The sequence below is a fragment of the Cupriavidus metallidurans CH34 genome (assembly GCF_000196015.1).
Taxonomy (GTDB): Bacteria; Pseudomonadota; Gammaproteobacteria; order Burkholderiales; family Burkholderiaceae; genus Cupriavidus; species Cupriavidus metallidurans.
In genome coordinates this window covers 2,475,816-2,501,082 of the sequence record NC_007974.2, presented here as the reverse complement: position 1 = coordinate 2,501,082, position 25,267 = coordinate 2,475,816, and the positions used below count along the sequence as shown (strand labels likewise).

The 25,267-nt window shown below is 58.6% G+C and carries 21 protein-coding genes; 11 read left to right on the top strand and 10 right to left on the bottom strand.

All coding sequences use genetic code 11. The features are described from left to right. Positions 1-43: 43 nt before the first annotated feature. The 6 genes from RMET_RS29275 to kdsA all read right to left on the bottom strand — a co-directional run bounded on the left by RMET_RS29275 (position 44) and on the right by kdsA (position 7,814). Complete coding sequence (locus RMET_RS29275) at positions 44-523, bottom strand: hypothetical protein (protein ID WP_049799829.1); 480 nt, start codon at positions 521-523, stop codon at positions 44-46. Positions 524-1,739: 1,216 nt separating this feature from the next. Beyond that, positions 1,740-3,125: a capsule biosynthesis protein gene (locus RMET_RS29270; protein WP_011520138.1), complete on the bottom strand. Its 1,386-nt coding sequence runs from the start codon at positions 3,123-3,125 to the stop codon at positions 1,740-1,742. Positions 3,126-3,130: 5 nt separating this feature from the next. Then, entirely contained in the window at positions 3,131-5,179 is a 2,049-nt protein-coding gene (locus RMET_RS29265; RefSeq protein WP_011520137.1) for a capsular polysaccharide biosynthesis protein, read from the bottom strand. Between the two features lie 50 nt (positions 5,180-5,229). Next, positions 5,230-6,192, bottom strand: coding sequence for a KpsF/GutQ family sugar-phosphate isomerase (locus RMET_RS29260; protein ID WP_011520136.1), 963 nt, complete (start codon positions 6,190-6,192; stop codon positions 5,230-5,232). A gap of 39 nt (positions 6,193-6,231) precedes the next feature. Continuing rightward, entirely contained in the window at positions 6,232-6,975 is a 744-nt protein-coding gene (gene kdsB, locus RMET_RS29255; protein WP_011520135.1) for a 3-deoxy-manno-octulosonate cytidylyltransferase, read from the bottom strand. Further along, on the bottom strand, positions 6,975-7,814 hold the full coding sequence (kdsA, locus tag RMET_RS29250; RefSeq protein WP_011520134.1) for a 3-deoxy-8-phosphooctulonate synthase: 840 nt from the start codon (positions 7,812-7,814) through the stop codon (positions 6,975-6,977). The genes kdsB and kdsA overlap by 1 nt, the downstream gene beginning before the upstream one ends. A 323-nt stretch (positions 7,815-8,137) precedes the next feature. On the opposite strand from kdsA, the gene RMET_RS29245 reads away from it, so the two are divergent. The 8 genes from RMET_RS29245 to RMET_RS29210 all read left to right on the top strand — a co-directional run bounded on the left by RMET_RS29245 (position 8,138) and on the right by RMET_RS29210 (position 17,175). Beyond that, positions 8,138-9,184: an ABC transporter permease gene (locus RMET_RS29245; protein ID WP_152560212.1), complete on the top strand. Its 1,047-nt coding sequence runs from the start codon at positions 8,138-8,140 to the stop codon at positions 9,182-9,184. Continuing rightward, a complete protein-coding gene (locus RMET_RS29240) occupies positions 9,181-9,846 on the top strand; it encodes an ABC transporter ATP-binding protein (RefSeq protein WP_011520131.1) in 666 nt (221 codons plus the stop codon). The genes RMET_RS29245 and RMET_RS29240 overlap by 4 nt, the downstream gene beginning before the upstream one ends. Then, on the top strand, positions 9,843-10,949 hold the full coding sequence (locus tag RMET_RS29235; RefSeq protein ID WP_011520130.1) for a chain-length determining protein: 1,107 nt from the start codon (positions 9,843-9,845) through the stop codon (positions 10,947-10,949). The genes RMET_RS29240 and RMET_RS29235 overlap by 4 nt, the downstream gene beginning before the upstream one ends. Before the next feature lie 232 nt (positions 10,950-11,181). After that, positions 11,182-12,780, top strand: coding sequence for a polysaccharide biosynthesis/export family protein (locus tag RMET_RS29230; RefSeq protein WP_231138542.1), 1,599 nt, complete (start codon positions 11,182-11,184; stop codon positions 12,778-12,780). A 22-nt stretch (positions 12,781-12,802) separates the two neighbouring features. Continuing rightward, a complete protein-coding gene (locus RMET_RS29225) occupies positions 12,803-13,780 on the top strand; it encodes a glycosyltransferase family 4 protein (RefSeq protein ID WP_049799828.1) in 978 nt (325 codons plus the stop codon). Next, complete coding sequence (locus RMET_RS29220) at positions 13,762-15,306, top strand: capsular polysaccharide export protein, LipB/KpsS family (RefSeq protein WP_011520127.1); 1,545 nt, start codon at positions 13,762-13,764, stop codon at positions 15,304-15,306. The genes RMET_RS29225 and RMET_RS29220 overlap by 19 nt, the downstream gene beginning before the upstream one ends. A 13-nt stretch (positions 15,307-15,319) precedes the next feature. Beyond that, positions 15,320-16,045: a CatB-related O-acetyltransferase gene (locus RMET_RS34415; RefSeq protein WP_011520126.1), complete on the top strand. Its 726-nt coding sequence runs from the start codon at positions 15,320-15,322 to the stop codon at positions 16,043-16,045. After that, positions 16,042-17,175 (top strand): right-handed parallel beta-helix repeat-containing protein, encoded by a 1,134-nt coding sequence (locus tag RMET_RS29210; RefSeq protein ID WP_029309891.1) that lies wholly within the window; start codon positions 16,042-16,044, stop codon positions 17,173-17,175. The genes RMET_RS34415 and RMET_RS29210 overlap by 4 nt, the downstream gene beginning before the upstream one ends. A gap of 274 nt (positions 17,176-17,449) precedes the next feature. On the opposite strand, the gene RMET_RS29205 is transcribed toward RMET_RS29210, so the two are convergent. The 3 genes from RMET_RS29205 to RMET_RS29195 all read right to left on the bottom strand — a co-directional run bounded on the left by RMET_RS29205 (position 17,450) and on the right by RMET_RS29195 (position 20,829). After that, positions 17,450-19,804 (bottom strand): hybrid sensor histidine kinase/response regulator, encoded by a 2,355-nt coding sequence (locus RMET_RS29205; protein WP_011520124.1) that lies wholly within the window; start codon positions 19,802-19,804, stop codon positions 17,450-17,452. A 184-nt stretch (positions 19,805-19,988) separates the two neighbouring features. Then, positions 19,989-20,354 carry a hypothetical protein gene (locus RMET_RS29200; protein WP_011520123.1) on the bottom strand — a complete coding sequence of 122 codons (366 nt, stop codon included), beginning with the start codon at positions 20,352-20,354 and terminating at the stop codon, positions 19,989-19,991. 61 nt (positions 20,355-20,415) lie between these two features. Then, positions 20,416-20,829 (bottom strand): helix-turn-helix domain-containing protein, encoded by a 414-nt coding sequence (locus RMET_RS29195; RefSeq protein WP_322790413.1) that lies wholly within the window; start codon positions 20,827-20,829, stop codon positions 20,416-20,418. A 583-nt stretch (positions 20,830-21,412) separates the two neighbouring features. On the opposite strand from RMET_RS29195, the gene RMET_RS29190 reads away from it, so the two are divergent. The 3 genes from RMET_RS29190 to RMET_RS29185 all read left to right on the top strand — a co-directional run bounded on the left by RMET_RS29190 (position 21,413) and on the right by RMET_RS29185 (position 24,243). After that, positions 21,413-22,471, top strand: coding sequence for a porin (locus RMET_RS29190; RefSeq protein ID WP_011520121.1), 1,059 nt, complete (start codon positions 21,413-21,415; stop codon positions 22,469-22,471). 284 nt (positions 22,472-22,755) lie between these two features. Beyond that, complete coding sequence (locus RMET_RS31890; RefSeq protein WP_152560214.1) at positions 22,756-23,145, top strand: hypothetical protein; 390 nt, start codon at positions 22,756-22,758, stop codon at positions 23,143-23,145. A 63-nt stretch (positions 23,146-23,208) separates the two neighbouring features. Beyond that, complete coding sequence (locus RMET_RS29185; RefSeq protein WP_049799826.1) at positions 23,209-24,243, top strand: S8 family peptidase; 1,035 nt, start codon at positions 23,209-23,211, stop codon at positions 24,241-24,243. Here RMET_RS29185 and RMET_RS29180 read toward each other — a convergent pair. Continuing rightward, entirely contained in the window at positions 24,232-25,260 is a 1,029-nt protein-coding gene (locus RMET_RS29180; protein ID WP_011516271.1) for an IS30-like element IS1088 family transposase, read from the bottom strand. The genes RMET_RS29185 and RMET_RS29180 overlap by 12 nt on opposite strands. Positions 25,261-25,267: the final 7 nt, after the last annotated feature.

Here is a 25,267-nt window from a genome sequence, read left to right as displayed (position 1 = left end):
CTGGCAAAAATAATTAAATCAGCGTGGTTCGCGTGGACCTCGATCACCATACCTTGAACTTCAGCTGTAGCGACAGAGAGCCGACGTTCTTGTCTCCCAATGGCGGCACGAGAACAAGGTTGAACCCGAACCTGCCATACGCGTAGCTGAGTGTCGGCAGAATCATCGGAATCCAGCCACCGTGGTTGAGTTTGGGGTATCCACGTATCACCCCCAAGGCAGCGCCGAGCTGAGTAGCGCCGAGGGTAATCGGTTGCCAGCTGACGCCGCCATAGGTGGATTGCTTGCGCACGCTGTTCACGTACGTCCCGGCGATAACTCCGGTGTCCTCGTTGAAGCGCCACTCTGCCCCGAATCCAAGATTCAGTGGATTGCGTTCCTCAATCTTAGTGAAATGCAGCGAGATGAATCCGGGATTGATCCATAGTTGCTTCTGAAAACTGCGGGCTTCCTCATCGGCATCCGAGTCTGTGGTCACTGGTTTCGCGCTGACTTCTGATGTCAACTCCGTGTTCTGCTCCATGCTGATCTCTGCTGCCGATACCGATGATGTGGCGCATCCAGTAGCAAGCGTGGCGAATACTGGAAGTATGAAAGCGACACGGGAAATACGGGCGCACGATACCCGCTCGACCTGAGACGACAGGTTAAGCATGATGGCTCTTCCGATAGTGAATTTCGAGAAATCGGGGCATCACGTCAACTCGCCTTGCCTCAATGGCGTGTCGCGTCAGTTGCCCTTCATGTAGTCATGCAGACTGATTGGAAATCTATGGTGGTTCGCGCATGAAATGCCTCCGGCTTGGTAGCGGTCTTCCTGATCCGAACCATGCGGACAAGCATTAATGACTCGGAATATTCCGAATTCTAGATCTGAAATTTCTGAATAGAGATCTAGCTATCACAATTTGTCACAAGCCCGCCAATGGTATTGGGGCGTGACAATCGGGAAAAGGATCATCGCGAGCGTGCGATGGCGAGCAACACGGCTTGCGGCGGATACAACTCCACCGGGAAGTCGGCAAATCAGAGAGGGGAATGACGCGTGAGGTGTCGATTGGTGCAATCGGCTATATGAGGGATGACTCAGCCGTAGATCCGGCATGCGCCTGCTCAGGAGAGCAGGCGCACCAGATAGGTCCGTGAAGGTGAGCAGGGACCGGTCCAATCAGAGGCGAGAGGAAAGCTCGACTCTTACGTCAGGATCGCCGATTTTCCTAGACTCTGACGTACGCAGCTTCAGATTGGCTTCAGTGAAAGTTCTTGGATAGCCCGGCCAGTGTCGGTGCGCTTGCCTCGTCCTTGTCATTGCACGGAAGTATTCCTGTTGACGGCCGCGCGTCGGCGTCTGGCCTGATTCAAAAAAAAGCCGCTCCGGGAGGAAGCGGCCATACGGGGAAGTGTTGATGCTGGGGTCAAAGCAGTATCAACACAAGGGATAATCAGCAGTGAGCATCCCTTGGACAGCATTCTTAATGCAGAGACGGACTTTTGATCGGAGAGATCTCCTACCTTCTACGAGAAATTTCTGGTTGCTTGTGCGCGAGTTCATGCGTGAACTTCAAAGCCAGGACAAGAGCTCCGATAGCGATGGCGTCTTGAAGCTGCTTTCGCCCAGAGGGGGTCATTCTTAGCCCGTTGCTAACACGATTCCATGCCGGCGACGCTGGTCATGCAGCTTTGGCACCAGTCACACTGGACATCTTCCGCTGGGCAACCTGACGGTGTCCTATCCAGGGCTACGCGTCGTAATCCGAGAATGATTTACGCGGTAAAGGACTTTGCGGCAACGGCTCAGCGCCCTTTACCGGCCTATTCGCGATCGACCCGAAGCGTTGTATTCCGTGGATCGAGGCTCGCAGCAGGCGACCTGCCATCTCTACGAAAGCCCTCGTGGCGCACCGAATGCCGCTCATCCCTTGGCTGGGCACGGCCTTGCCTCCTGTGTAGAAGGACGCGTTGACTTGGGACTCGTGAATGACATAGTGCTTCCAGCGGATCCAGTCCAGCCGGTTCGTCGGTTGGGCCAACGTCCAGAACTCGTCGAGCGTTCCTTGCCAGGTCATGCCCGTGTGCCCGTAGAAGGCACGGCCGAGTGTCATGACAGGGACACCGTGGTGCAGAGCTTGTACTCCCATGGTGGAATTAACTGTGACCACCCCACTGCTGCGTCGCAACAGAGACGGTAAATGCGGATCATGGACATACACGATCCTGTCAGCCACTGCGAACCGGTCGCTGATCGTAGCAATGGCTGCGGCATAGTCGCGATGGCCTCTATCCATGGGATGATGCTTAATGACCAGCAACGAGTCCGGGGGAGCGAACTTCGAGAACGAGAAGATGGACCATTCGATAACGTCCTCCATTCGACGCCACGGACTGCGGCTGCGGATCTGGCTATCGTTATAGACCTGCAGAGCCAGCAGATAGAACCGCGGATGCCCAGGCATGAGCAGCCGCGCCACCAAGCGCCTTTCGCGGAGTCGATACCACGGCTTGCGGTAAGCCGCCCGGATCCAGCAAGCCAGTTCTCGCAGTCGGAATGGCTTATGGTGCCGGTAGGCTGGGTAGCGCCCCGCCGCAGCCCATCCCGCCGCGAAGTAGCGCAAGGCATGTCGCGCCATCTTCCAATAGGCACCGGGATACTGCCGCAGCCCTTCTGGCGCTGGAAGCAGCGGTATTGTGTCAAGAGGGATGCGGGCCAGCGGGGAATCGGCATTTACTCCTCCACGTTCCAGAGTGATGAAGTCGGGGCGAAGGTAGCCCTCTTCGAATACCCAGAAGTCGAGCCCGAGTTCCTGAGCGAGCCCGGCAGCAATCCTATGATGACGCCGTGTGCTTCCGAAAACGACGATGGCCTCCACGCGCGCCCGGATCACCAGTTTCCGCAACCAGTCACTCCAGGCTGCCATCGGCTGCGCAAAGTGGAGCACGCGTTCACCGTAGTAGTAGAGGTCATCCCCACCGTTGAGGTTAACCTTCCAGACCTCGGTTCCCTGCTGGGCCAGATCATCTCGCAATTGAGCAAAGAACGGCCCTACAGGCCCCTGCAAAAGCAGGACTCGGGCATAGACGCCAAGCCGACCGACAAGACCGTCAGCCGCGTACGTATGGCCTTTCATTGAAATTAGACGTACCTGGCATGCTGCAGGACGGAGTGGGCCAGATGGCCAGCCTTGCGCCCTTGCCTGACCAGCCAGGACTCGCCTGTCCGCCCGCGCCTTGCGCCCTTGCGTTTCGCAAGCCAGTCGACAACGTCCTCCACCGAGCAGAATCCTTCCACACCCGGCAAGCGGTAGCGCGGATACAAGCACAGCGCGACAAACACCAGCTCGTCCAACGTCAGGCGCCGCTGCCTCCGTGGCAAGGGAAAGTGATCCGTGGTCAGGCCCCAGCCGGCGTAGAACGGCGCGCCATAGCAATGCACGACTTTCCCTCGCAATAGGGCCTCAAAGCCGGACAGTGACGTCATGACGTGTACCTCGTCGGCCAGGACCAAACAGGCGCCCAGACTAGCTTCAGTGATGATCTGATCAGCCAATGTCTCGGAGGCCGGCTTTAGCGAGCCAATGCGGTTTCCAGCCTCGACGTCCGGATGGCTCTTGTAGATCAGCCACGCATCCGGATTTGCACGGCGTGTCACAGCAATAAGGGCATCGTTGCCCTTCACCAAAGTAGAGCCGATCCGAACCGAGGCGTCGTCCTCGACTTGCCCGATCACCAGGATGATTCGTCTTCCTAGAGCTTGTGCGGGCAGGACTGGAGTGGTCGCGTGGTCAAGGTTGTATTTGTCGATACCATTGCGGACGAGCGACTCGCGTATCCGCCGCCCACGCGCGGCATCGTCGTGATTCACCGTGCTCGTCGAGAGCAACTGTTCCAGCTTGCTGGCCGACTTGGGGTCGTAGTGAACGCCATGTGGATCAATAGCAAGCGAAAGCGGGGCATGGAGGTCGGAGCCGAGCCCCGCGGAGCGCACGAACCCGTCCTCCATCTGCAGAACGGTCAGTCCGCGAGCCCGCGCGCGGGCTATCAAGCCAGCATGACGATCGCCCCAGAGGGCGATCGTCGAATCCTGAGGCAATCGGCTCAGTTTGTCCGGACTGAGGTGGCGCAGACTCCTGATCGTGCTCGCTGCGAGGAAGGGCATGACCGTAGCACGCTTCCAAAGCGACATGCCGACGCAGTATGTAGGCGCCCTTCCTTCCTGCTCGATTGCCTTGTTGCAGGCCAGCCATTTGATGACATCGAAGATCGACGCGGACTCCCCCGTGACGGGATGGATGTAGCGCGTATATTGGATGTAGGCTGCGACGAAGAGGTCAACTACGTTTCGTTTGCCCCCGCGCCGCAGTGCAAGGCGGGCCGCTTCCGGATGCACGTCATGAGTGAGGCCCCAGCCCGCGTACCAGGGCAGGCCAAAACAGGTCACCGGCTTACCGACCATCAATGCTTCGAATCCCATATGAGAAGTGGCCACGTAGACGTGATCCATCTGCGTGAGCAGAGAGAGAGGGCAGCATTCCTGTGCCAGAAAGTGGACGCGGCTATCCAACCGGCATTGCTCGTAATGCCCGCGCCGCTTGCCGGAAAGAACATCCGGATGGGTCTTGATCCATATCTCGGCAGCCGGATGATCGGCAAGCGCGACCGCGATCATTCGTGCAAATGTGTCCGCGCTTGCACCACCGCGTAACAGAGACAGATCGCCTTCCGTTTGGTCCACGACCAGCACACGCGGCTTGCCCGGCGTGCTCGAGGGAAGCTGCAGTTCACCCATGTGGTTGTACTTGGAAAGCCTGTGCTGCAGCACCAACTGCATCGCCCGGGCTCCGGCATCCCGCTCGGCCGCCGACGCGTCGCCCTGCGCGATGTACTGTTCCAGGCGGGATGGATGGTGAGCATCGTAGTAAATGCCCAGATCATCTACCACCAGCGAGAGAAGACCCTGTCTGCTCCGTCCCGGATGAATGGAGCGCAGAAAGCCGTCCTCCACAGACAGGAATGGCAAGTGCCGCCGTGCGGCCCACGCGCGGGCCTTGATGCTGGATGGCTTATCGCCCCAGCCGAGCACGGCATCGACATGTTGCCGGGGGCGAAAGGCGACGCCCTCGTGAAAAAACCTGCGAAGCCCGGGCGTGCGCCACAGGCCCGGAGTGACCACCGCGAATACCATGCAAATCCTGTGCGAAACTTGGAATCAAGCGTTCATCGACATACGATCCTCTAGTGCACGCCGGGCGCCTCTTCCGCTCCATGCATTTGGAAGATGCCAATGACCCGGCCATCAATGTCCTGCACCACCAATGCGCCAATCTTCTCCTGGCGCAACAGCGCCTCCGCGTCACCAACGCGCGCATCCGGTGCGATTGCCTTTGGCCTTGTAGTCATCAGGTCTTCCGCGAGGATGGAGCGATAGTCATGCACAGTGTCGAATCCGCGGCGAATATCGCCATCGGTAATGATGCCGAGCAAGCGCTCTCCCTGCATGACCAAGGCCAGTCCCATACGACCCCGATTGACGACATGGACCACATCCTTGAAGGACGTCTGTGCGGTGCATACGGGCAGCGTACCCTTATGCATGACGTCCGCTACTCGCGTAAGCAAGCGCCGTCCGAGGCTGCCGCCCGGGTGAAATCGTGCGAAGTCCTCCGGCTGAAAGCCGCGTTTAGAGGCCAGCACGACAGCCAGCGCGTCTCCCATAACCAGCGCGGCCGTCGTGGAACTGGTTGGCGCCAGGTTGTTGTTGCATGCCTCACGCTCGACGCTGATGTCGAGAATCGTATTTGCCGCCTTCCCCAGCGTCGACGCCGGCTTACCGGTCATGGCGATGACGTAGTTGTTCTGATGCCTGAGGAACGGCAGCAAGCGTACCAACTCCTCCGTCTCGCCGCTGTTGGAGATCATCAGCACGACGTCAGTCGGGCGAATCATGCCGAGGTCGCCGTGAAAGGCCTCGCCAGCGTGTACGGAGAAAGCCGGGGTGCCCGTCGACGCCATGGTGGCCGCAATCTTCCGGCCAATCAGGCCGGACTTCCCCATGCCGACAACGACCAATCTGCCTTTCATGCTGAGGATGCACTTCACGGTGCGCCCAAAATCCTCGCTCACGCGTGCGTTCATCGCCTCCAGCGCGCGGATTTCCGTGGCTACCACTTGCTTTGCAAGAGAAATTGACTCTGGCATGTTCCGTTTGTCCTTTTGTCTGTAGATCTTCAGCTGCCGTCAAACAGCGGGATCAAGAATGGCCCGGACACGCTCCAGGCAAGCGGGAGTATCGACACCAGTTCCGATGGGAGGCACCACCTGCATCCGTATGCGGAAGCCTGCCGCAAGCAGCCTCAATTGCTCCAACCGCTCCGCTTGTTCGGCCATCGGCTGGGGCATGCTCCCGTAGACCTCAAGCACCCTTCTCCGAAAAGCGTAGACACCCGAATGCTTGTAGTAGCGCGCAAAGGCGCCATCGCGCGGGTAGGGGATCAATGAGCGACTGAAGTACAGCGCATCACCTTCGTTCGACATCACCACCTTCACGGCATTTTCGTCGCGGGCTTCCTCCAGCGAGAACTCATGGCAAAGCGTGCCTACGTCGGAGGTCGGATCGGCGATCATCAGGTTCGCCAGCAGTTCGATGTCCGTTGGACGCACCAGCGGCTCGTCACCCTGCAAGTTGATGTAGAGGTCCGCGTGCACCATGCGCATGACTTCGCAAAGGCGGTCAGTTCCCGACTGGTGCCCGGCGGACGTCATCAGACAGCTCCCGCCGAATGCCAGAACCGCCGACTCGATGCGCGAGTCATCCGTGGCAACCACCACGGCATTTACGCCGCGCACCAAACGTGCACGCTCATAGACGTGCTGAATCATCGGTTTGCCGGCAATATCCAGCAACGGCTTGCCAGGCAAGCGCGTCGATCCGTAGCGCGCGGGAATGACGATGACAACGCTCTCGCCATCCTGCCGTGTCATCAGGCGAGCTCCGTTGCCGGCAGCGATTTCACAACATCGTCGAGCATCTTTACCTGGGTGAGGAAGGGCTCAAGTTGGTCCAGTGGCAGTGCACTCGGGCCATCGCATAGCGCTCGATCCGGCTCGGGGTGCGCTTCCAGAAAGAGGCCGGCAATGCCGACGGCAACGCCGGCCCGCGCGAGTTCCACCACCTGAGTCCGACGCCCGCCAGAAGCCGCGTTGCCGGGGTCTCGTTGCTGCAGGCTGTGCGTCACGTCAAAGACAATCGGCAGGTCTCCCGTCGCCCGGCGCATGACGCTAAATCCAAGCATATCGACCACGAGGTTGTCGTAGCCGAAGCATGTACCGCGATCACAGAGCAGAAGGTTCTCGTTGCCAGCCTCGCGGAATTTTTCGACGATGTGCTGAATCTGCGTTGGGCTCATGAACTGCGGCTTCTTGATATTGATCGGCCGGCCCGTGCGAGCTAGCGATACAACGAGATCTGTCTGCCTCGCCAGGAAGGCGGGAAGCTGCAGTACGTCAGCCACTTCCGAGACCGGGGCAGCTTGCCAGGGCTCATGGATATCTGTAAGCACGGGCACATCGAACGCGGCTTTTACGTCCTGGAGAATGCGCAGCCCTTCCTCCAGACCCGGTCCACGATAGGAGTGAATCGATGAGCGGTTCGCCTTATCAAAGCTGGCCTTGAAGACGTACGGAATCCCCAGGCGGGTGGTGATTTCTACGTAGGCGGCGCAGGCTTGCATTGCCAGGTCGCGGGATTCCAGCACATTGATGCCGCCAAAGAGAACAAGAGATGCGTCGTTAGGCACGGAGAGGTTTTTTATCGTAGCCATCAGCAGTTCGTTGCACAGCCACGAGCCGTCAACTGTGGGGGCTGTTGTCGGCTTGTCCAGATGAATGGATTGAATCTACTGGATCGTGATTGGCTGTCTTGGAATATACGGTTGACCGTATTCTAGGAAGTGCAAGTCCTCCAGATTCCCTGAAACTTCCCAATCCCCTGCGCGCCAACTCTGAATCCACCTTGTCCACAGTCGGGCACGGTTCGAGCGCGTAAGGAGTGTCTGTCCCCCCCTGCTGCGATTGGGAGTCTTCCGCATGATCTTCGGATGCTTCTCAATGCGTGCTGCGCGCCGGAACGCTAATGTTCCGATAAATGTCCGGCCGCCTCTCGGCGTTCAACCACAGGGAAACGGTTGGCTTTCACGACCTTGGCGGCGTTGAGTGTGCCCGGCAGCGTTCTTCTCGATCAACAACTTCAGGTACCGCTGTCGTCCTCGGGATTGCCTGCTCCGTGCAGGTGTCGGTCTGGCAGGTGGGCTGTACGAATTTCACCACGCAAGACCATGGCTGTTCTGCTTTTCTTCTCGGATCCTCCAAGACGGACGGTCTTCATTTTCTCGCGAGGTCGGTGATGACGCTGACCATCCCCGCACCGCTGCGTGTCACGCTCACAGTCTGGCGCGCGCTTTTCTTGCGCGAAGCTGTGACGCGTGTATCGCTTGAGCGGGCGGGCTCGCTCTGGATCTTGCTGGAATCCGCCGAGCACATCGCCTTTCTGATGATCCTGCACGGCATCTTGCAGCATCGCCTGATCCCCGGCGCGAACCCACCGCTTTTTATCGGACTCGGCATTCTTCCGTACTACATGTTCCGTCGTATCGCCCTGCGCGGTATCGACGCCGTGACATCGAATCGGGCCCTTTTTCACTACAGGCAGGTAAAGGCATTCGACGTGGTGTTGGTGCGGTCCTTGCTCGAAGCCTTTGTGTATTTCATCGTCAGCGGCGTACTGATCCTGGCATGTTGGCTCTATGGCATGGACGTGGAGCCGACGAACCCGATGCTGGTCATGCTTGGCTTTTTCTTGCTGTGGGCTTTCTCAACCGGAATCTCGCTCATCCTTTCTGCGGCTAGCACGATCGTTCCGGAGATCGGACAGATCGCGAAGATCGTCTCAATGTGGTTGTTCTACATCTCCGGCGTGATGTACCCCATCTTCATCGTGCCCGAGCCATACAGAAGCTGGCTCCTCTACAACCCCATCGTCCATGCGCTTGAGATCATGCGGATTGGATACTTCCCGGCCTATCACGCGTACGAGGGGATCAGCATTTCCTACCTAAGCCTGATATCGGCTGCGTTGGTGACTTTTGGCCTGCTGCTACACGTCCGATTTCGGCGAGCACTGGAGTCGCGATGATCGAGCTACGACAGGTCTGGAAGCGCTACAGCGGCCATCACAGTCGCAACTGGGTGCTCCGGGATATCAACCTCTGTATCCGCCAGGGCGATCGTGTCGGCTTGATTGGTCGCAACGGTGCAGGCAAGTCAACCCTTCTTAACCTGATCGGCGGGATGGATCATCCGAGCCGCGGCCAGGTTCGCCGCGACGGCAAGCTTTCATGGACCCTTGGGCTGAACGGAGGCTTCCAAGGTGCGCTCTCCGGAGAACAGAACGCTCGCTTCGTGTTTCGCATCCACGGCGTGCCGGACCAGGAGATCGCTGAGCGCACGAACTTCGTGCATGTTTTCTCCGAGTTGGGCGATTACTTCTTCGCGCCAATGAAAACATACTCGTCCGGGATGCGCTCGCGGCTTGCCTTCGCTCTATCACTGGCTTTCCGATTCGACACCTACCTCGTCGACGAGCTCATCGCGGTCGGCGATGAGAAATTCAAGAAAAAGTCGAAGAAGGCATTTGAGGATCTCATTGCTTCCGCGGGGCTGATCATGGTCAGCCACGACGAGGGAACGCTCAAAAATTTTTGCGAGAAGGGAATCCTTATGAGCAATGGCGCCGCCTACTGGTTCGACGACATTGCAGATGCCCTCTCCGAGTACAAGAAAAGTATAAACGCATGAAAACGTTGTCCGGCGTTGCCACCGCGGCCCGCCGCTCCCCTCTTCTAGCCGCCTTCGTATTGTTCAGTCTGATCTCTGGGCTGTACTGGGGCGTGATCGCCTCGGACCGCTATGTCTCGGAGGCCCACATTTACCTTCAGAAGACCAACGCCATACAGCAAAGCTCCGCCGATCTGATCTCGATCCTGGCCGGCTCCGGCGGCAACCGCGATCTGCTCCTGCTGCGTGACCACCTGCTTTCCATCGATATGATGAAGCTGTTGGACAAGGACTTGCATCTGCGCGAACACTTCAGCGACCGACGCCGCGATTTGCTCTCGCGGCTATGGTCCAAGGACGCGCCAGACGAGCGATTTCAGCGCTACTACCTTTCCCGCATCGAGGTCACCTACGACGACTATGCACAAGTGCTGTCGATCACCGCACAGGCCTATAGCCCGGAAATGGCGCGTGCGATCGCGCAGATGATGGTGACCGAGGGCGAGAAGTATATGAATGCGCTGGATCACAAGACCGCGCATGACCAGGTCTCTTACATCGAGCAGCAAGTCTCGGCGCTGGGTGTCCGCATGGTCGCGGCGCGCAAGGCCGTTCTGGCCTATCAGGATGCACATGGCCTGGTGTCACCCGGTAACGCGGTGGAAAGTATCTCGGCAATCGCGAGTCGACTGGACGCCGAACTCTCTGACCTGATGACCAAGCGCGCCGCGTTGGCTGGCTACCTGACTCCCGCTGCGCCGGACATTGTGCAACTCGACAGCCAGATTGCCGCGGTGAAATCCCAACTGCAAGCCGAACGCCAGCGCGTGGCCGCCAAGCGTGGTGGTGGGCTTAACGCCGTGGCAGAAGAGCAGGGCCGCCTGGAGGCCGAGGCTGCGTTGGCCGACGATATGTACAAGACGGCATTGGTGGCACTTGAGACAGCGCGCGTGGAGTCGACCCGAAAGATCAAATCTGTTGCAGTCCTGCAGTCGGCCAACCTGCCGGTATATCCCCTCGAGCCGCGGCGCATCTACAACATCCTTCTCTCTCTGCTGGCCGCCGCAATGCTAACAGGGGTCCTGCACCTGCTTGTCGCCATCATTCGCGACCATCGCGATTGACTGACCTGATATGAAACGAATTGCCTGCTGCCTCGTCGCCGCATCTCTGCTCTTCTCATGGGCAGTGCACGCGCAGACGCCCAACGTTCCGCTATCCATGCTACCCAACGCACTGCTCGGACTAACGTCCAGCTCGGATAGCAGTCCCTCGACTGACGTCGCCACTGGCCAAGGCGCGGCAGCACCTGCCTGGCAAAGCGGCCAACCGAGTATCTCTGGCCTGCAATCTCCGATGATTACGGGCGGCACGCCTTTGCCGGGTACCGGGCAGATCCAGCCGCCGTTGCCGAATATCGGTGCGCAGGCATATATCCCTGCGCAGCGGCTGGGCGACTACGACGCCAACCAGAAGAGCGAGGTCTTCGGCACTCAGCTATTCACCGGCGCATTCGCCCGCAGCGCGCCATCCACCTTCAATCCTGACTACGCTGTTGCCATCGGTGACGGCGTGCGCGTCAGGATCTGGGGCGGGTTCGATTTTGACAGCGTGCTTACTGTCGATTCGCAGGGCATGATCTTCCTGCCTCATTGTGGACCAATGCGTGTAGCTGGCATTCACAACCGCGACCTGCAAGCGGCGGTTACCGGTGCGCTGCGCAAGGTCTTCAGTAGTAATGTTTCCATCTACGCGAGTCTTGCCTCGGCGCAGCCCGTTCGCGTGCTGGTCTCCGGCTTCGTCCGCCATCCCGGCATGTACGAAGGAACGGGGAACGACAATGTGCTGCGCTATCTGGACATGGCCGGTGGCGTAGATCCGGACCGGGGTTCCTTCCTGGATATCCAGGTCAAGCGCGGGGCCACAGTACGCTACAACGTCGATCTCTATCGCTTCTTGTTGAATGGCGACCTGCCGAGTACGCCCCTGACAGATGGCGACGTGATCTTCGTTGGTCAGCGGAAGAACACAGTGATGGTCGGCGGCCTGGCAGCGAGCGCCAGGCGTTTTGAATTCAACGGTACCACCACGCTGGCCCAGATCGCAGCCGCTGCGCGGCCGGACGCCACCTCTACCAACGTGCGCGTCACGCGTGGATCGGGAACGGTGCAGCACGTTGAGTACTATCCGCTAAGCAAGACACCAGACGTCACCCTGATGAATGGCGATCTCGTCGAGTTCACAGCCGACAAGCGGCCCGGCACGATTACGGTTCGGGTGGAAGGCGAGCACCTGGGTCCACAGGAGTATGTCGTGCCTTATGGCACCAAGCTGGGCGACCTACTGGGTCGCGTGGAGATGACATCCAACTCGCTGCCGGAGAGCACGCAACTCTTTCGTCAAAGCGTGAAGGATCGGCAGGCAAAGATGCTCGATACCTCGCTCACGCAGTTGCAAAACAGCGTGCTTACAGCACGCTCCGGAACTAACGAGGAATCCCAGCTGCGCCAGCGCGAGGCTGCCCTGGTTCTGCAATGGGTGGACCGCGCGCGCCACATTGATCCCTCCGGTCAAGCAGTCATCGGCCATGGCGAGGAACGCAGCGCCCTGCTGCTGGAGAACGGTGACCGACTGAGGATCCCCACTCGCAACGATCTCGTGTTGATTGGCGGTGAAGTCCTGTTCCCGAACTCGTTCGTGTTCAAACCTGGTGCCAATGTCCAGCGTTACATTCAGCAGGCAGGTGGATACACGCAGAACGCTGACAGCTCACGCGTCATCATCGCCCATCTTGACGGTACGTTTGTCGATGCGCGCCAGGACGATACCGTGATGCCGGGAGACCAGATCATGATCCTGCCCAAGGTGGACTTCAAGACGATGCAGTTTGCCAAGGACGTTTTTTCCATTCTCTACCAGATCGCCATCGCCGCGAAGGTGGCAATAGGTCTCTGACATGCTTCTTGTAAACCACGTAATGTCGAACGATGTCGCGAGCGGAATCTTCTCTGACATCATCTCGTACTACCGTAGCTACGCGCCGCCCGGCATCGAGCACGTGGCATCAGCCAGTGCCGCGCTCGGAGGAATGATCCGGCACTATCACCGGCCAAATCTCGAATCCCGCCTCTCAGGACCGTGTGTGGTCACAGTCCACCACGATCTGCGTGATGACGATCCTTCGCTCACAGTCCAGCACTTTACTGACCGCTACCGAGAGGCTAACCGCGTGATTTGCCTCAATTCGCTACAGCGGGACTACCTGGCGGCTGACGGCATTACCAATACCGTCGTCATTCCCCATGGTTATCACGCAAGGTATATCCGTGCGCGTGGCGATGCCACTGACACACCCTACCTTGAGAATACCGGTAGCGGTAAGAACGGCCGTGTGGTGATAGGCGTGTTCTCGCGCCGCTACCCGAGAAAGGTGAAGGGCGAGGGCTATATCTACGAGCTTGCCCAGCGCCTCGATCCAGCCCGCTTCGAATTCGTATTGATTGGGAAAGGCCGCACCTACGATGCCGCGGTGCTGGAGCGGTTTGGCTTCGACGTGAACGCGTACGAAGCCTTGCCCTACAAAACAGTCGCCTCTGCCTACCGTACCGTGGATGCCCTGCTGATGTCTTCCTGGTTCGAAGGCGGCCCCGCAAATATTCCCGAGGCCGTTGGCGGCGCCGTGCCTGTGCTGTGTAACCCAATTGGCATGGCGAAAGATATGGTCGTCGACAGGGAGAATGGGCTTCATCTTTCCATGGACGCTGGGTCCGATGCCGAGCGGATCTCTGCGTGGCTTCTTGATCCAGCTTCCCGCGCGGACCTGCGTGAAGGTGCCATGCGCAATGCCGGCAATGCCATCACCTGGGCCATCCACGCCTCCCGAGTGGTCGACGTCTATCGGGAAGTACTCAACGAGACTCTGGGAAGTATCCTGACATGGCAAAACGCGTCCTGATCGCAGATCGTCTGCACATCACCGACCGAAACTTCAAGAGCCTGATCGCCTATCTCCGCCGCGCAGGCTACGAGATGCACGCGATCGAGCACCCAGAAGGCCTGCTTACTGCCTTTGGCCACTATGAAGATCGCGAGGAAATTGCGCCCTATCTCGAGCGCATGGCCGACTGGACCGAGGCGCAGCTGCGCGCGCTCAATCTTAATGGCTTCAATGCTTTCTCGATCGCCAGAGCCGAACTGATGAGCAGGCTGGCGCCCTTGCCACACTGGACGGATTCCGAGCACTATGGCGTCGATGCCGACGACCTTCTTGCGCGGCTATATCAGACTGACCGGGCCGCCCTGTTGGAGAGCTTCGCAGCAACCTGGTTCTGGATGGATCGGTGGCTGGAGATCATGCGGAGCCTACCTCCCATGAACATTGCCCTGGTCTTCTCCGGCAGCCTCATCTATGCGCGGACATTCTCGTGCATCATGCAGCGCCGTCAAGGGCAGCTCTACGTTTGCGAGAGCTTTTTCACAGGGCAAGACTACTACCTGGAGGCGCGACACAGCCCGCTGCCCAATGACTCATTGCTCGGCGCCCCGGGGCTGTATGGCTCCATCGAGATACCCACGCAAGGTGGCAAGCGTCGTGGCGACCGGGCAGCGCTAATGGAGCGGCTAGCCAGGCGTTCCAACAAGAATGTCAAGCAGCCTGAGCATGACGGTGGCCCCTTGTTCCAGAACGACGAGAAGCTGGTGGTAATCCTGGGGCAGGTCATCAACGATTTCTCCCTGCTTAACCACGGCGAAACAGGTTTCCACAGCATCGCTTTTTATCGTAGCTGCATTCGGGCGCTGCTCCGCGATACTAGTGCGAATATTGTCTTCAAAGCCCATCCGTGGGAGCAAAAGAAAGCGAATGTCGGCCGCGCACTGACACGCGAGTTGATCGAAGCCGGGTTCCCCGGCCAGGAGGAGCGTCTGCGCATTGTCGAAGACTACTCTCTGGAACACCTGCTGGGCTCTGCGGATTTTGTCATCGGTGTCAATTCGCAGGGGCTGCTGGAAGCGGCCTTGGCCGGCATCAAGCCAATCCAGGTTGGAAAGGCTTTCTTTGGCCGTAAGGGCTTTACCTTCGATGACCTCACGATCTCCCAGATTGTCGAGACGGTCAACAGCCTGCCTGGTAGCTACCTCTCCCTGCCTGAATACGCAGCGCTCGAAGACTTTTTCTTAAAGGCATTGAATACCTGGCTGGTTCCCGAAGTCGAGAAGGAAGGGATTGAGCGCCTGATCCGGATACTTGGCCCGTTGCCGAAAGCTCCAATTACACCGGCCAAGCCGGTCAGTCGGCCCACCTCAGCATCCGCGCCTAAGAAAGCGTCTGAGGCGGAACTGCTTATCCAGGACAACCCAGCCGCTTCGCGGGAATCGGCTACAACCAGAAAGCTCAGGAAGTTTCGCCAGAACCCTTATGCCTTCTTCCGCGACGCAAACTCGCCACTACTGCGTTCGGTGGCCCGGCTGATTGCACATTGAATGAGGGGTAGCCATGCGCGAGTGGCTCCTATCCGCCATTTACAAAGGAAGAATCATGCCGACAGAGAACGAGGCTGAGCGACAGTCCGCCGATATCCGCAAGCGCTGCGCCGAACTCGGCGGCCGCATCGCTCCTACAGCACAAGTCAGCAGTGCGGTGAGCTTCGACGAAGCGATTGATATTGGTGACGGCGCTGTGGCCTACGCGCCGGCATTTATTGGCGGGTTCACCTACGTCAATGTAGGTGCTGTGGTCTTTCCCCACGTCCGCATCGGCAAATTCTGCTCGATCGGGCGTAACGTGCAGATCGGGGCGGCACGTCACCCCGTGGAATTCCTGAGTTCCCACCCATTCCAATTCTCCCCAGCGCTCTTCAATCGCGTGCCGGGCTATCCTGCCTTGCAGACAGAGAAGTGGCGCTTTCACGCGCCAACTACCGTTGGCAACGACGTTTGGCTTGGAACGAACTGCGTAATCGTGGCTGGCGTCAAGATTGGGGATGGGGCGGTTGTGGGCGCTGGCGCTGTGGTGACGAAGGATGTCGCCCCTTACGAAATCGTGGGAGGAGTTCCAGCGCGGCGCATCCGACTTCGCTTCGATGAAGACAAAGTGTCGCGCCTGCTCAAGACACGCTGGTGGGATCTTCCCCTTGATTCATTGAAAGATATTCCGTTCGGCAATATCGATCAGGCCATTGCATCCATTGAAGCCATCCGAAGCAGCAAGGAAAGCGCGTGAAACACTCGCTATCAAGAGTACTCGGTTCCATTCTTGCAGCCACCGTCTTTCCGTGCGGTCTGGCTTTTGCTGACGACTGTACGCTGCCGGCGCTGGACAAGGACGTCACTTTACGCGCGGAGTGCACCTATCACAGCGGAATGTTGATCACCCGGCCTGTCCGCGTAGATTGCAATGGGGCAACTCTGGAAGGTGATAACTCGCGGGCAACTGGCATTCTGATCGACTCCAGGGGGGAAAGCCTGCAAGGCGTTGAGATTCGAAACTGCCGCGTGCATGGATTCACCAAACTCGGCCTTGGCATTGGCTGGTCAGTACCGGATGGAAAAAAGCGACAAATCGTCGGTGGAGACGACCCGCAACGCTACGTTTCTCGCACTCCTTCCGGCACCCACCTTATTGGCATCACGATTGAAGATATTGGCGGAGTGGGGATCTACATTGACGATCATGCCACTGGCACTGTCATCGATAACACTACGGTGCAGCGCGTCAGTGGCGCAGGGATCTACCTCGAACACGATTCCAGCGGCACCTCCATCGTTCGCTCCCGAATCCTGCAAAGCGGATGGGATGGCGCCAGGCCAATGCAGCCTGGCATCGCGATTGATGCTTCAGCTGACAATCGTATCGAAGCCTCGACTATCGCTGGCAACGGCTTGGGCGGTGTATTTCTGTACCGGAACTGCCAGGAACGTGGTCTGATAGATCCTGAGTCAGTGCCTCGTACGCATGGGGCCAATGGCAATCGCATCCAGGGGAACAGAATAGACGGCCGTGTGGGTGTCTGGGTAGGTTCGCGCATGAGCCGGAATTTGCGCAGCATGCAATGCGGCAGGACTCCCTATTACAAGAACGCCGACATGGACGTTGTACTCGACGAGGCCCGAGGCAATTATGTCAGTGGTAATGCGTTCGGTGGTCCTGCAAACTGGGGGATGATCGTGGAGGACGATGACACCATCGTCGAACATAACGCGTTCGTTGGCCCCTTCGCCAATGGCTCCTTGCTTATCGGCACGAAGTACCGCAATCAGGTGCTGAACCTGCCGGTTCGCGGCACAGTGCTCCGGGACAATCGCACTCCCGAGAAGCAAGCACCGCATTGGGAGTTCGGCAGTACTCAATAGGGTGGCGTGGTGCTGGGATCTAGCCTTGGCTCATCTCGAACAATCCGTGCGGGAACGTGGTTCGCTCCCTTGTCCTCGGGCGCAATGGGCGGCTGTTTGCGGCAACGGTCGCAGGTGTCGATGCGAGGGCGAACCTCTACTTGCTTATAGAACGGCATCTTCGAATGACAAAGCCTGAGTGCGGCGTCCCGACGTGGAGGAGTTTCCGGTAAGGAGGGCGCCAGCTCGCACGCCGGGGCCGTGGCAGGCTATCCCAGAGGCCACCGACCTGGAATCACCGAAGCACCCACCGCTGGATGCACGCGCGTAGTTCCGGGAGTTTGAGCGGCTTGAGCAGGAAGTCGTCCATACCGGCGGCACGGCCGCGGTGTCTTTGCTCATCCGAAGCATCCGCGCTCAGCGCGACAATCGGGAGCCGTTGTCCTTGAGCCTCGGATGCCCGAATCGCGCTGGTGAGTTCGTAGCCGTCCATATACGGCATGTGGCAGTCGGTCAGGATCATGCCATATTGCTTGTTGCGAATCGCAGCCAGCGCCTCCTTTCCGTCGGATACGACGTCACATGCCAGACCAAGCTTTTCAATCTGCCTGCGAATTACGATCTGGAATGGTGTGTGATCTTCCGCGACGAGAATCGGTAGAGATGTCAGACCGGCCAGCGAATCGGAGATCGGTGGTGTTGCCGTGACATCTTGACCTTGCGCGGGAAACCGATGCGTATCGCGAAGAACTGCATCGAGACATGCCGCGCGAAACTCGCTCCACCAGATGGGTGGGCCAGACAGATTGCCGTGCTTTTTCCCGTAAGGGATGGTCAGCACGCCCACAGGCACTTTGTCTGAGGCGGCGTCTTCATCAATCACAGCAATATCGGAAGGATTCAGGCAATCAAGGGGGGCAAGCTGCATACCGAGTGCAACAGCGTGCTCACGAAACACTGCTGCGTCATCTGCACGCGACACATCAATCGCGATGTGAGTTTTTGCAAACTCCACCATCCGCGTGCTGCGCTCGACGACGGGCAGCGTCAGTTCCACGCGGAACGTGCTGCCGACACCTGGCGTACTAGTCAAGACGACGGCCCCACCCATGGCTTGAACGAGCCTGGAGCAAATCGACAGCCCCAGACCACTGCCCCCGAATCGGCGCGTTGTGGAGACATCAGCCTGAGAAAATGCCTTGAAGAGAGCGGCTTGCTTCTCCGCGGGGATTCCGATACCAGTGTCGCTGACTTCCAGTTGAATCGTCTGTGTTTCGGGATGGTCCGCTATCAACAATGCTCGAACAACGATGCTGCCCTGAAGCGTGAATTTTGTAGCATTACCCACGAGATTGAGCACGATCTGCCTGAGCCGCACTGCATCGCCAAGCAACGTCGCGGCCAGCCCCGCTTCCACGTAGAAGTCGAGTATCACGCCCTTCTTTTCGATTTGGCGCGCCTGGATGCGCAGAACATCCTCGATGATCAGTCGCAGGTCAATCGGCGCCTGTTCAAGCTTCATCTCCCCTGCTTCGATCCTGGAAAAGTCGAGGATATCGCCGAGAATCTCCAGGAGAAGCTTGGCCGAATGATCGGCCAGATCCAGTTCTTCCCGCTGGTGGGTGGAGAGTTCGCTCTCGCGCAGCAGGTCCAGCGAGGCAATGACCGTGGCCAGTGGCGTGCGAATTTCATGACTCATTGTGGCCAGAAAACGAGACTTGGCTTCCGTGGCAGCTTCGGCCTCACGACTGGCCGTAGCCAGAAGCGTGTTGTAGCGCTGCATTTCGGTTACGTCCATCGCATAGGCATACCAGAGTGTTGCGCCATTGGGGCCAACTCTCGGATTGCCACTGGCGATGTGTACCCACCGGTTATCCGAGGTGAGGCGCACGGTAACATCCATCGGCTGCTGCGTTGCGATGGATTGGTCTACTGCCCCGATGAATAGTGTCTTTTCGGAGGCATCAAGATTCGGAAGGATGCCACCGCCGTCGCGCATCATTCTCTCGGCTGACCAGTTCAGCGTGGTGTTTTGCATCCCCTTCACCCAGGGAAGCCAGATATGGCCGTTTGATTCGCGACAGAGCTGGAAGAACGTCACCGATAGCGCATCAGTGATGTCATCCATGGCTGCGGAAGTCTGATCGACGCGATGCTGCGCTGCCACCTGTTCGCTGATATCCGTCAGCACTATCGCGGTACCCGAGAACACGCCATCTTCCGATCTGCATTGTGTGGCGTTCACCCTGAATGTGCGTACAGATTGCTCCGGAATTCCGAGAGTGATTAGATCGGAGCGTTCATTGCCGTCCATTCTGAGCAGGGTGAGTTCCAGTAGACCACCCAGATCGAGAAAGCGGCTTGTCGTGTGGCTGTGGACCAATGGCTTCCCGATGAGATCTTCGGTACTGACGCCGCACAGCCTTGCGTAAGGTTCGCTGACTTTGAGGATGCGGTGCTCGTGGCTCACCACCAGTACCGCATTGGGCGAGGAGTCCAGCAACGACTGGAAAAGGGTGCGCTCGGCCTTGAGTTCTGCCATCTTGGCGCTTGCCTGTCTGGCGTTGCGCCAGCAACGTGCCACTACGAGCATCATTGCAGCGAGCAGGGCAAACGGAGTCACGAAATAGGCCGCCGAAAGATGGAGCATGGTGCGTCACGAAGTCCCAGGCAGTGTCAATACGACAACCACCGTCCCCGACGATTGGAGGCGGCACTCCATGATGCTAGTTGAAAATCAAGAATTGCAGAAGTGATAGATATGCAACATGCTCGCGAGTTGACGGGCATGCCACGTGCTTCTGTCTTCCGACACGGTCAGAGCGGGCCGCAACTCAGTGATGTGACTGACCAGGCGCAGGCATGCCCCGTAGGAACGCGCCGGACTCCGCTCTCGAATCCGTCAAGCTATGGGCCATCAAGCGCAGTGTCATCGCAATGCTGTCGCGATGCGGAACATGGGGGTGCAATCGCTCGGACTCATACAGGAGTACTGCGGCGAAATTGTTGATCACATTCTGGTCATACTCCGCCTGCACGCGGACATGGGTTTCAAGCATCCAGCTCAGGCCCTGGACAAAACCGATGACGAGCTCCAGATCGTCCGAGTTAGGACCGGTCTTCTGAGTCTGATTCAGGCGATCAATCTCGGATTCAAGGGCGGCAATTCGATGCTCGAGCGCTTCTATTCGCGAAGTCATGGAAATTCCGGTTGAGACACGGTGATGCGGCGAGGTTGAGAAGGAATGCGTCGCGAGCGGGTCATGCGCCAAAGCGATCCAGACTGGAAATCTGATCAGGCGCGATGCCAAGCGCAGTCGCCAGCTTCTCGATCGACGATCTGCGCAACGCTTCGCTGTTCGCGAGTTGGGCGTAGCTCTGCTGGCTTATTCCCAGGCGTTCCGCAACCACCTTCTGTGTGTGGCCAAAATACTCGCGCCACGCGCGAACCGGAGTGATGTCATCCGCGAGCACCCTTCGGGATGCCACGTCGGGCACCAGATTCCGGTCGATTCCCAACTGGACCACATGGCTGGCGTAGGGGATGACGACGAAGACTGGATGATCACAATGGTCATCAATGATCTGGAGGAGATTCCACGTATCCATTGCTATCGACAATGTAGCCCGTGGACGCGGCGAGAACTCCGATTCATCGCAGGCGTCGCGTTCCATGGACCCGCCCATTTTTTACGAAGCACTTATCACCTTGATCAGCTCACGTGGAGTTTCGGCTGGGATAGTTGTCCCAAAGAAGAGCCGATCATTAAGCATCGATTAAGTCTAACGACCATAACGAACGCTGATCTAGGAGAAAGACCGATTCATCATCGGAAATTTCCGATTTCAGCGCGACAAGCACCGAAGGCGTGGATGAGCGATCGCGTGTGCGTGAAGACATCGCGCGATGGATGAAGAAGCCTGTTCATGCTGGGTCAATTGTGATCTCTGAGAATTTTGTTTCTGGATAGAAACCGTACTCAGTTCGCAACACTATTGGCTTTCCGTGGTCTCGCCAGCATAACGAGAATTTCAGAAAAATTCCGGGAAGATTCTTATAAGGCCACAGGAAATCTCGTAGTCCATTCTCTACATGATCATATGTGGCTGTTTTAAAAGAGAAAAATGGAAGTCAATGGAACGGATCATTAAGTGTAGAGCTGGGCTGATGGCTATTTCTTGTCAATCTCGATCCAAAGATAATTCGCATCGTTGCATGTTCACCTTGTGACGTTAATCCACGGAAGAGGAATTCAGTATGAAAATCAAGATGCTCACCGCTGCGGTCGTTGCCTTGGCGTCGACAGGTGCCTTTGCACAATCGAGCGTGACAATGTACGGCGTGGCGGACGTCGGTATCGAATATCTGACCCATGCTGGTGGCGACAACAGCACGGTTCGCATGTCGTCAGGCAATCTCTCAGGATCGCGTTGGGGCCTGCGTGGCACCGAAGATCTGGGTGGCGGCCTGAAAGGCATCTTCACGCTGGAAAGTGGCATCAACATCGACACCGGCAGCGGTGCCGACTCGAGCCGCATGTTCAATCGTCAGGCCTTCGTCGGCTTGCAGAAGGATGGCATCGGCACCCTGACGCTGGGTCGCCAACAGACGCTGCTGTATGACTTCGGTTTGAACTATGATCCGATGGCCATTGCGACGCGTTACTCGATCATCGGACAGGACGGTGCGTTTGCAAGCCGTGCCGACAATGCGATCAAGTATGTCGGTACGTTTGGAGGCGTCACGGCTTCCGCACTGTATAGCTTCCGCTACAACGGCCAAGAAGTCCCTGGCCAGACCAGCCGCGGCGCTGAGTACTCGGCCGGCCTGAACTACGCTACTGGCCCGCTGTCGGTTGGCGCTGTGTATGACCAGGTGCGCCTGGGTTTGACGGCAGGTGTTGCCGACACGGGTGCGAAGATCCAGCGTGCAACGATTGCTGGCACCTATATGTTTGGTCCGGCCAAGGTGTTCGGTGGCTGGCGTTGGGCAAACCAGACGATGGCCGACAACCACGTACGTTCGAACCTGTGGTGGACGGGCCTGGGCTATCAGGTGACACCGGCTCTGTCGTTGACCGGCGCGGTTTACTATCAGGCCTTCCACCAGACTTCGGCTGATCCTTGGACGCTGGTGGCTTCGGCTGACTACGCGTTGTCCAAGCGTACTGATCTCTATCTGAACATGGCCTATGCCATTAACAAGAAGGATAGCGACCGGGGCATCGTGTCGGTAGTTGGCGTGAGCAATGCTGATCAGCCAATCAATGGACAGAACCAGTTCGGCGCCGTTGTCGGCATCCGTCACAAGTTCTGATGACCTGATTGTGTCCTGAAGATCGTGGAGTGCCTGGACGGGTACTCCGCATCTACCAGATCGAAAAGGCCACGGCATATGCCGTGGCCTTTTTGCATGGATACCCGTGAATAGGCTCCATAGCAATAAATTGTGATATTGCGGCGCGCATTCGGACATGTCTGCATTAGGATTCGGAAAAATCCTAATTCGGAAACTTCCCTATGCCAACCGCAGCCCCTGAATCCGAGTTCGGACCGCCGCGAGCGTGGGTCGCGCGGAAGCGGTGGTCGTTGGCAATGGCGATGGCGCTCCCTTTGGGTGCCGTCATGCTCGGCGCCGCCCCACCTGCCCATGCGCAGAAACGGAACCCGTCCGAGGTGCCATCGGCGCCAGTTGTGCAGTTGATCGTCAAGGAGTCCGGCGCGATCAGATCAGCCGCGGCCATTAACGGTAGCGGCGATGAGATGCGACGCGTCCAGCAGTGGTCGGCAGCGGCGCTGCAACCGTTGACATCCAAACGGGTCATGAGCGGAGGGGCACGCATACTTCGGTTGAGCACGCCGCTGACGGCAAGTGACGCCGCCGCAGTGGCGCAGCGGCTCAGGGCCACGGGTGCGTTCGATTATGTCGACGTCGACTACCGCATTCACGTGGCTGGCGTGGCAGCCAACGACACATACCTGTTGCAGTAATGGAACCTGTCGCCAACCACCTCGTCGCGCGACGGGGCGGATGTCTTCGCTGCGTGGCAGCGCATGCCGACCGGTGTCAGTGTGACGGTGGCTGTCGTCGACACCGGTATTACTGCTCACGAGGATCTGGACGCCTCTCGTCTTGCCGCAGGCTACGATTTCCTGACTGCTGAGACATTGACGACGATAGCCGATGCAAAAACCGGAAAATTCCTGCCGACAGGCTTCGTGAAGAACGATGGCATCGCTGACCGGGATACCGACCCCTCCGATCCGGGAGACTGGGTCAGCGCGGACGATGCGACAAACTACCCCGATCTTTGTGGTGCTGCCGTTCCAAGCAATTGGCATGGCACCTATGTGAGCGGCATCATCGCCGCCACGCGTGGTATTGGCTTGGGCATCGCAGGTATTGCCCCGTTTGCCAGAATCTCGAATGCGCGGGCGCTGGGCCGATGCGGTGGCGTGACTTCGGATCTCATTGACGCAATGCGCTGGGCAGCGGGTATCGCGGTCCCCGGCGTGCCACTGAATGCCGAGCCAGCGAAGGTCATCAACCTGAGCCTGGGTGGTTACAGCCCATGCGGTCCGGCGTTGCGGCAGGCAGTCAACGATGTTCGCGCGCGCGGCGTGGTGATCGTGGCGGCAACGGGAAACGATGCGGCCATGGGCGCAGGTGCTCCCGCGAATTGCTCTGGGGTCATTGGGGTGACCGCGCACACGCCCGAGGGCGATAGCGCGGACTATGCCAACGTCGGTACCGGAACAACGCTGAGCGCGCCGGGCGGGGGGAGGGGCGTGCTGATGACGGGCAGTCAGTTGAGTGTATTGTCGACCGTGAATCTGGGCATGACGACACCAACCGGATCGGGATATGGGCTCAAAACTGGCACCAGCATCGCGGCACCTCATGTGACCGGCGTTGCCGCAATGCTGCTGTCGGAGAATGCTTCGTTGACGCCGGACGACATCGCATCATTGCTCACGCAATCGGCACGCCCGTTTCCTGCTGCATCCTGGTGCCAGAGCCGTCCAGGTACGTGCGGAGCAGGCATGGGCGGTTTCAAGTCCAAGTGCAACAAAAACTCAATGCACTAAATCCGGCTGCTGGGCCAGCCGCGCCAAATGCTCGGCATAGACCTCGATGGGCTTGCGCCACCCCAGAGTCATCCTGGGCCGTCCATTGAGCTCATCGGCCACAGCGTCCAACTGCTCCTGGCTGTAGCCACTCAGATCAGTCCCCTTGGGGAAGTACTGGCGCAAGAGCCCATTGGTGTTCTCGTTGCTCCCCCTTTGCCAGGGACTGTAGGGGTCGCAGAAGTACACCTTCATGCCTGTGTTCTCGCTGAGCTGGCGGTGCTCGGCCATCTCGCTGCCCCGGTCGTAGGTCAGGGTCTGGCGCATCGGCTGGGCTATTGTCTTGAGCTTGTCGCTGAAGGCTTGCAGTACATGCGCCGCTGTGGCGGGGTTGGGGTGTGGCAGCTTGACCAGCACCACCAGACGGGTGGTGCGCTCGACCAGCGTGCCAATCGCACTGGCGTTAGCCTTGCCTTTGATCAGATCACCCTCCCAGTGGCCGGGCAACTGGCGATCCTCGATCTCGGGTGCTCGCACATGGATGCTCAGCAAGTCTTGCGTCTCCTTGCGGCGATCCTTTCCCCTGGAGCGGGGCCAACGTTTGGCGTGGGCCATGCGCAGGCAGGACACCAGCTCCTTCTTGAGCTCTCCCCGGGGCTGGGCGTAGATGCAGGTGTAGATGCTTTCGTGTGAGGCTTGCAAGCGGCGATCCTGTGGGTGAAGACGCTGGAGTTCGTTGGCGATTTGCTGGGGCGACCACTTGTGGCGCAGGTAGTCGCAAACCAGCGGGAACAAGGGCCCTTGGCGGTGCAGCTTGGGGCTGGGACGGGCTTGGCGTTTGCGATTGTCACTGCGCTGCTGGGCGAACTTGGAGGCGTAGCCCTTGCCGCCTGCATTGCGATTGCACTCGCGGCTGATAGTGCTCTTGTCACGCCCCAGGGCCCTGGCTATGGCGCTGAGGCTTTGCTTTTGCTGCAGCCCCAGGGCTATCGCATGGCGTTCGGTCTCACTCAACTGCTGGTAATTTTTCTTGGTCATCTTGGCC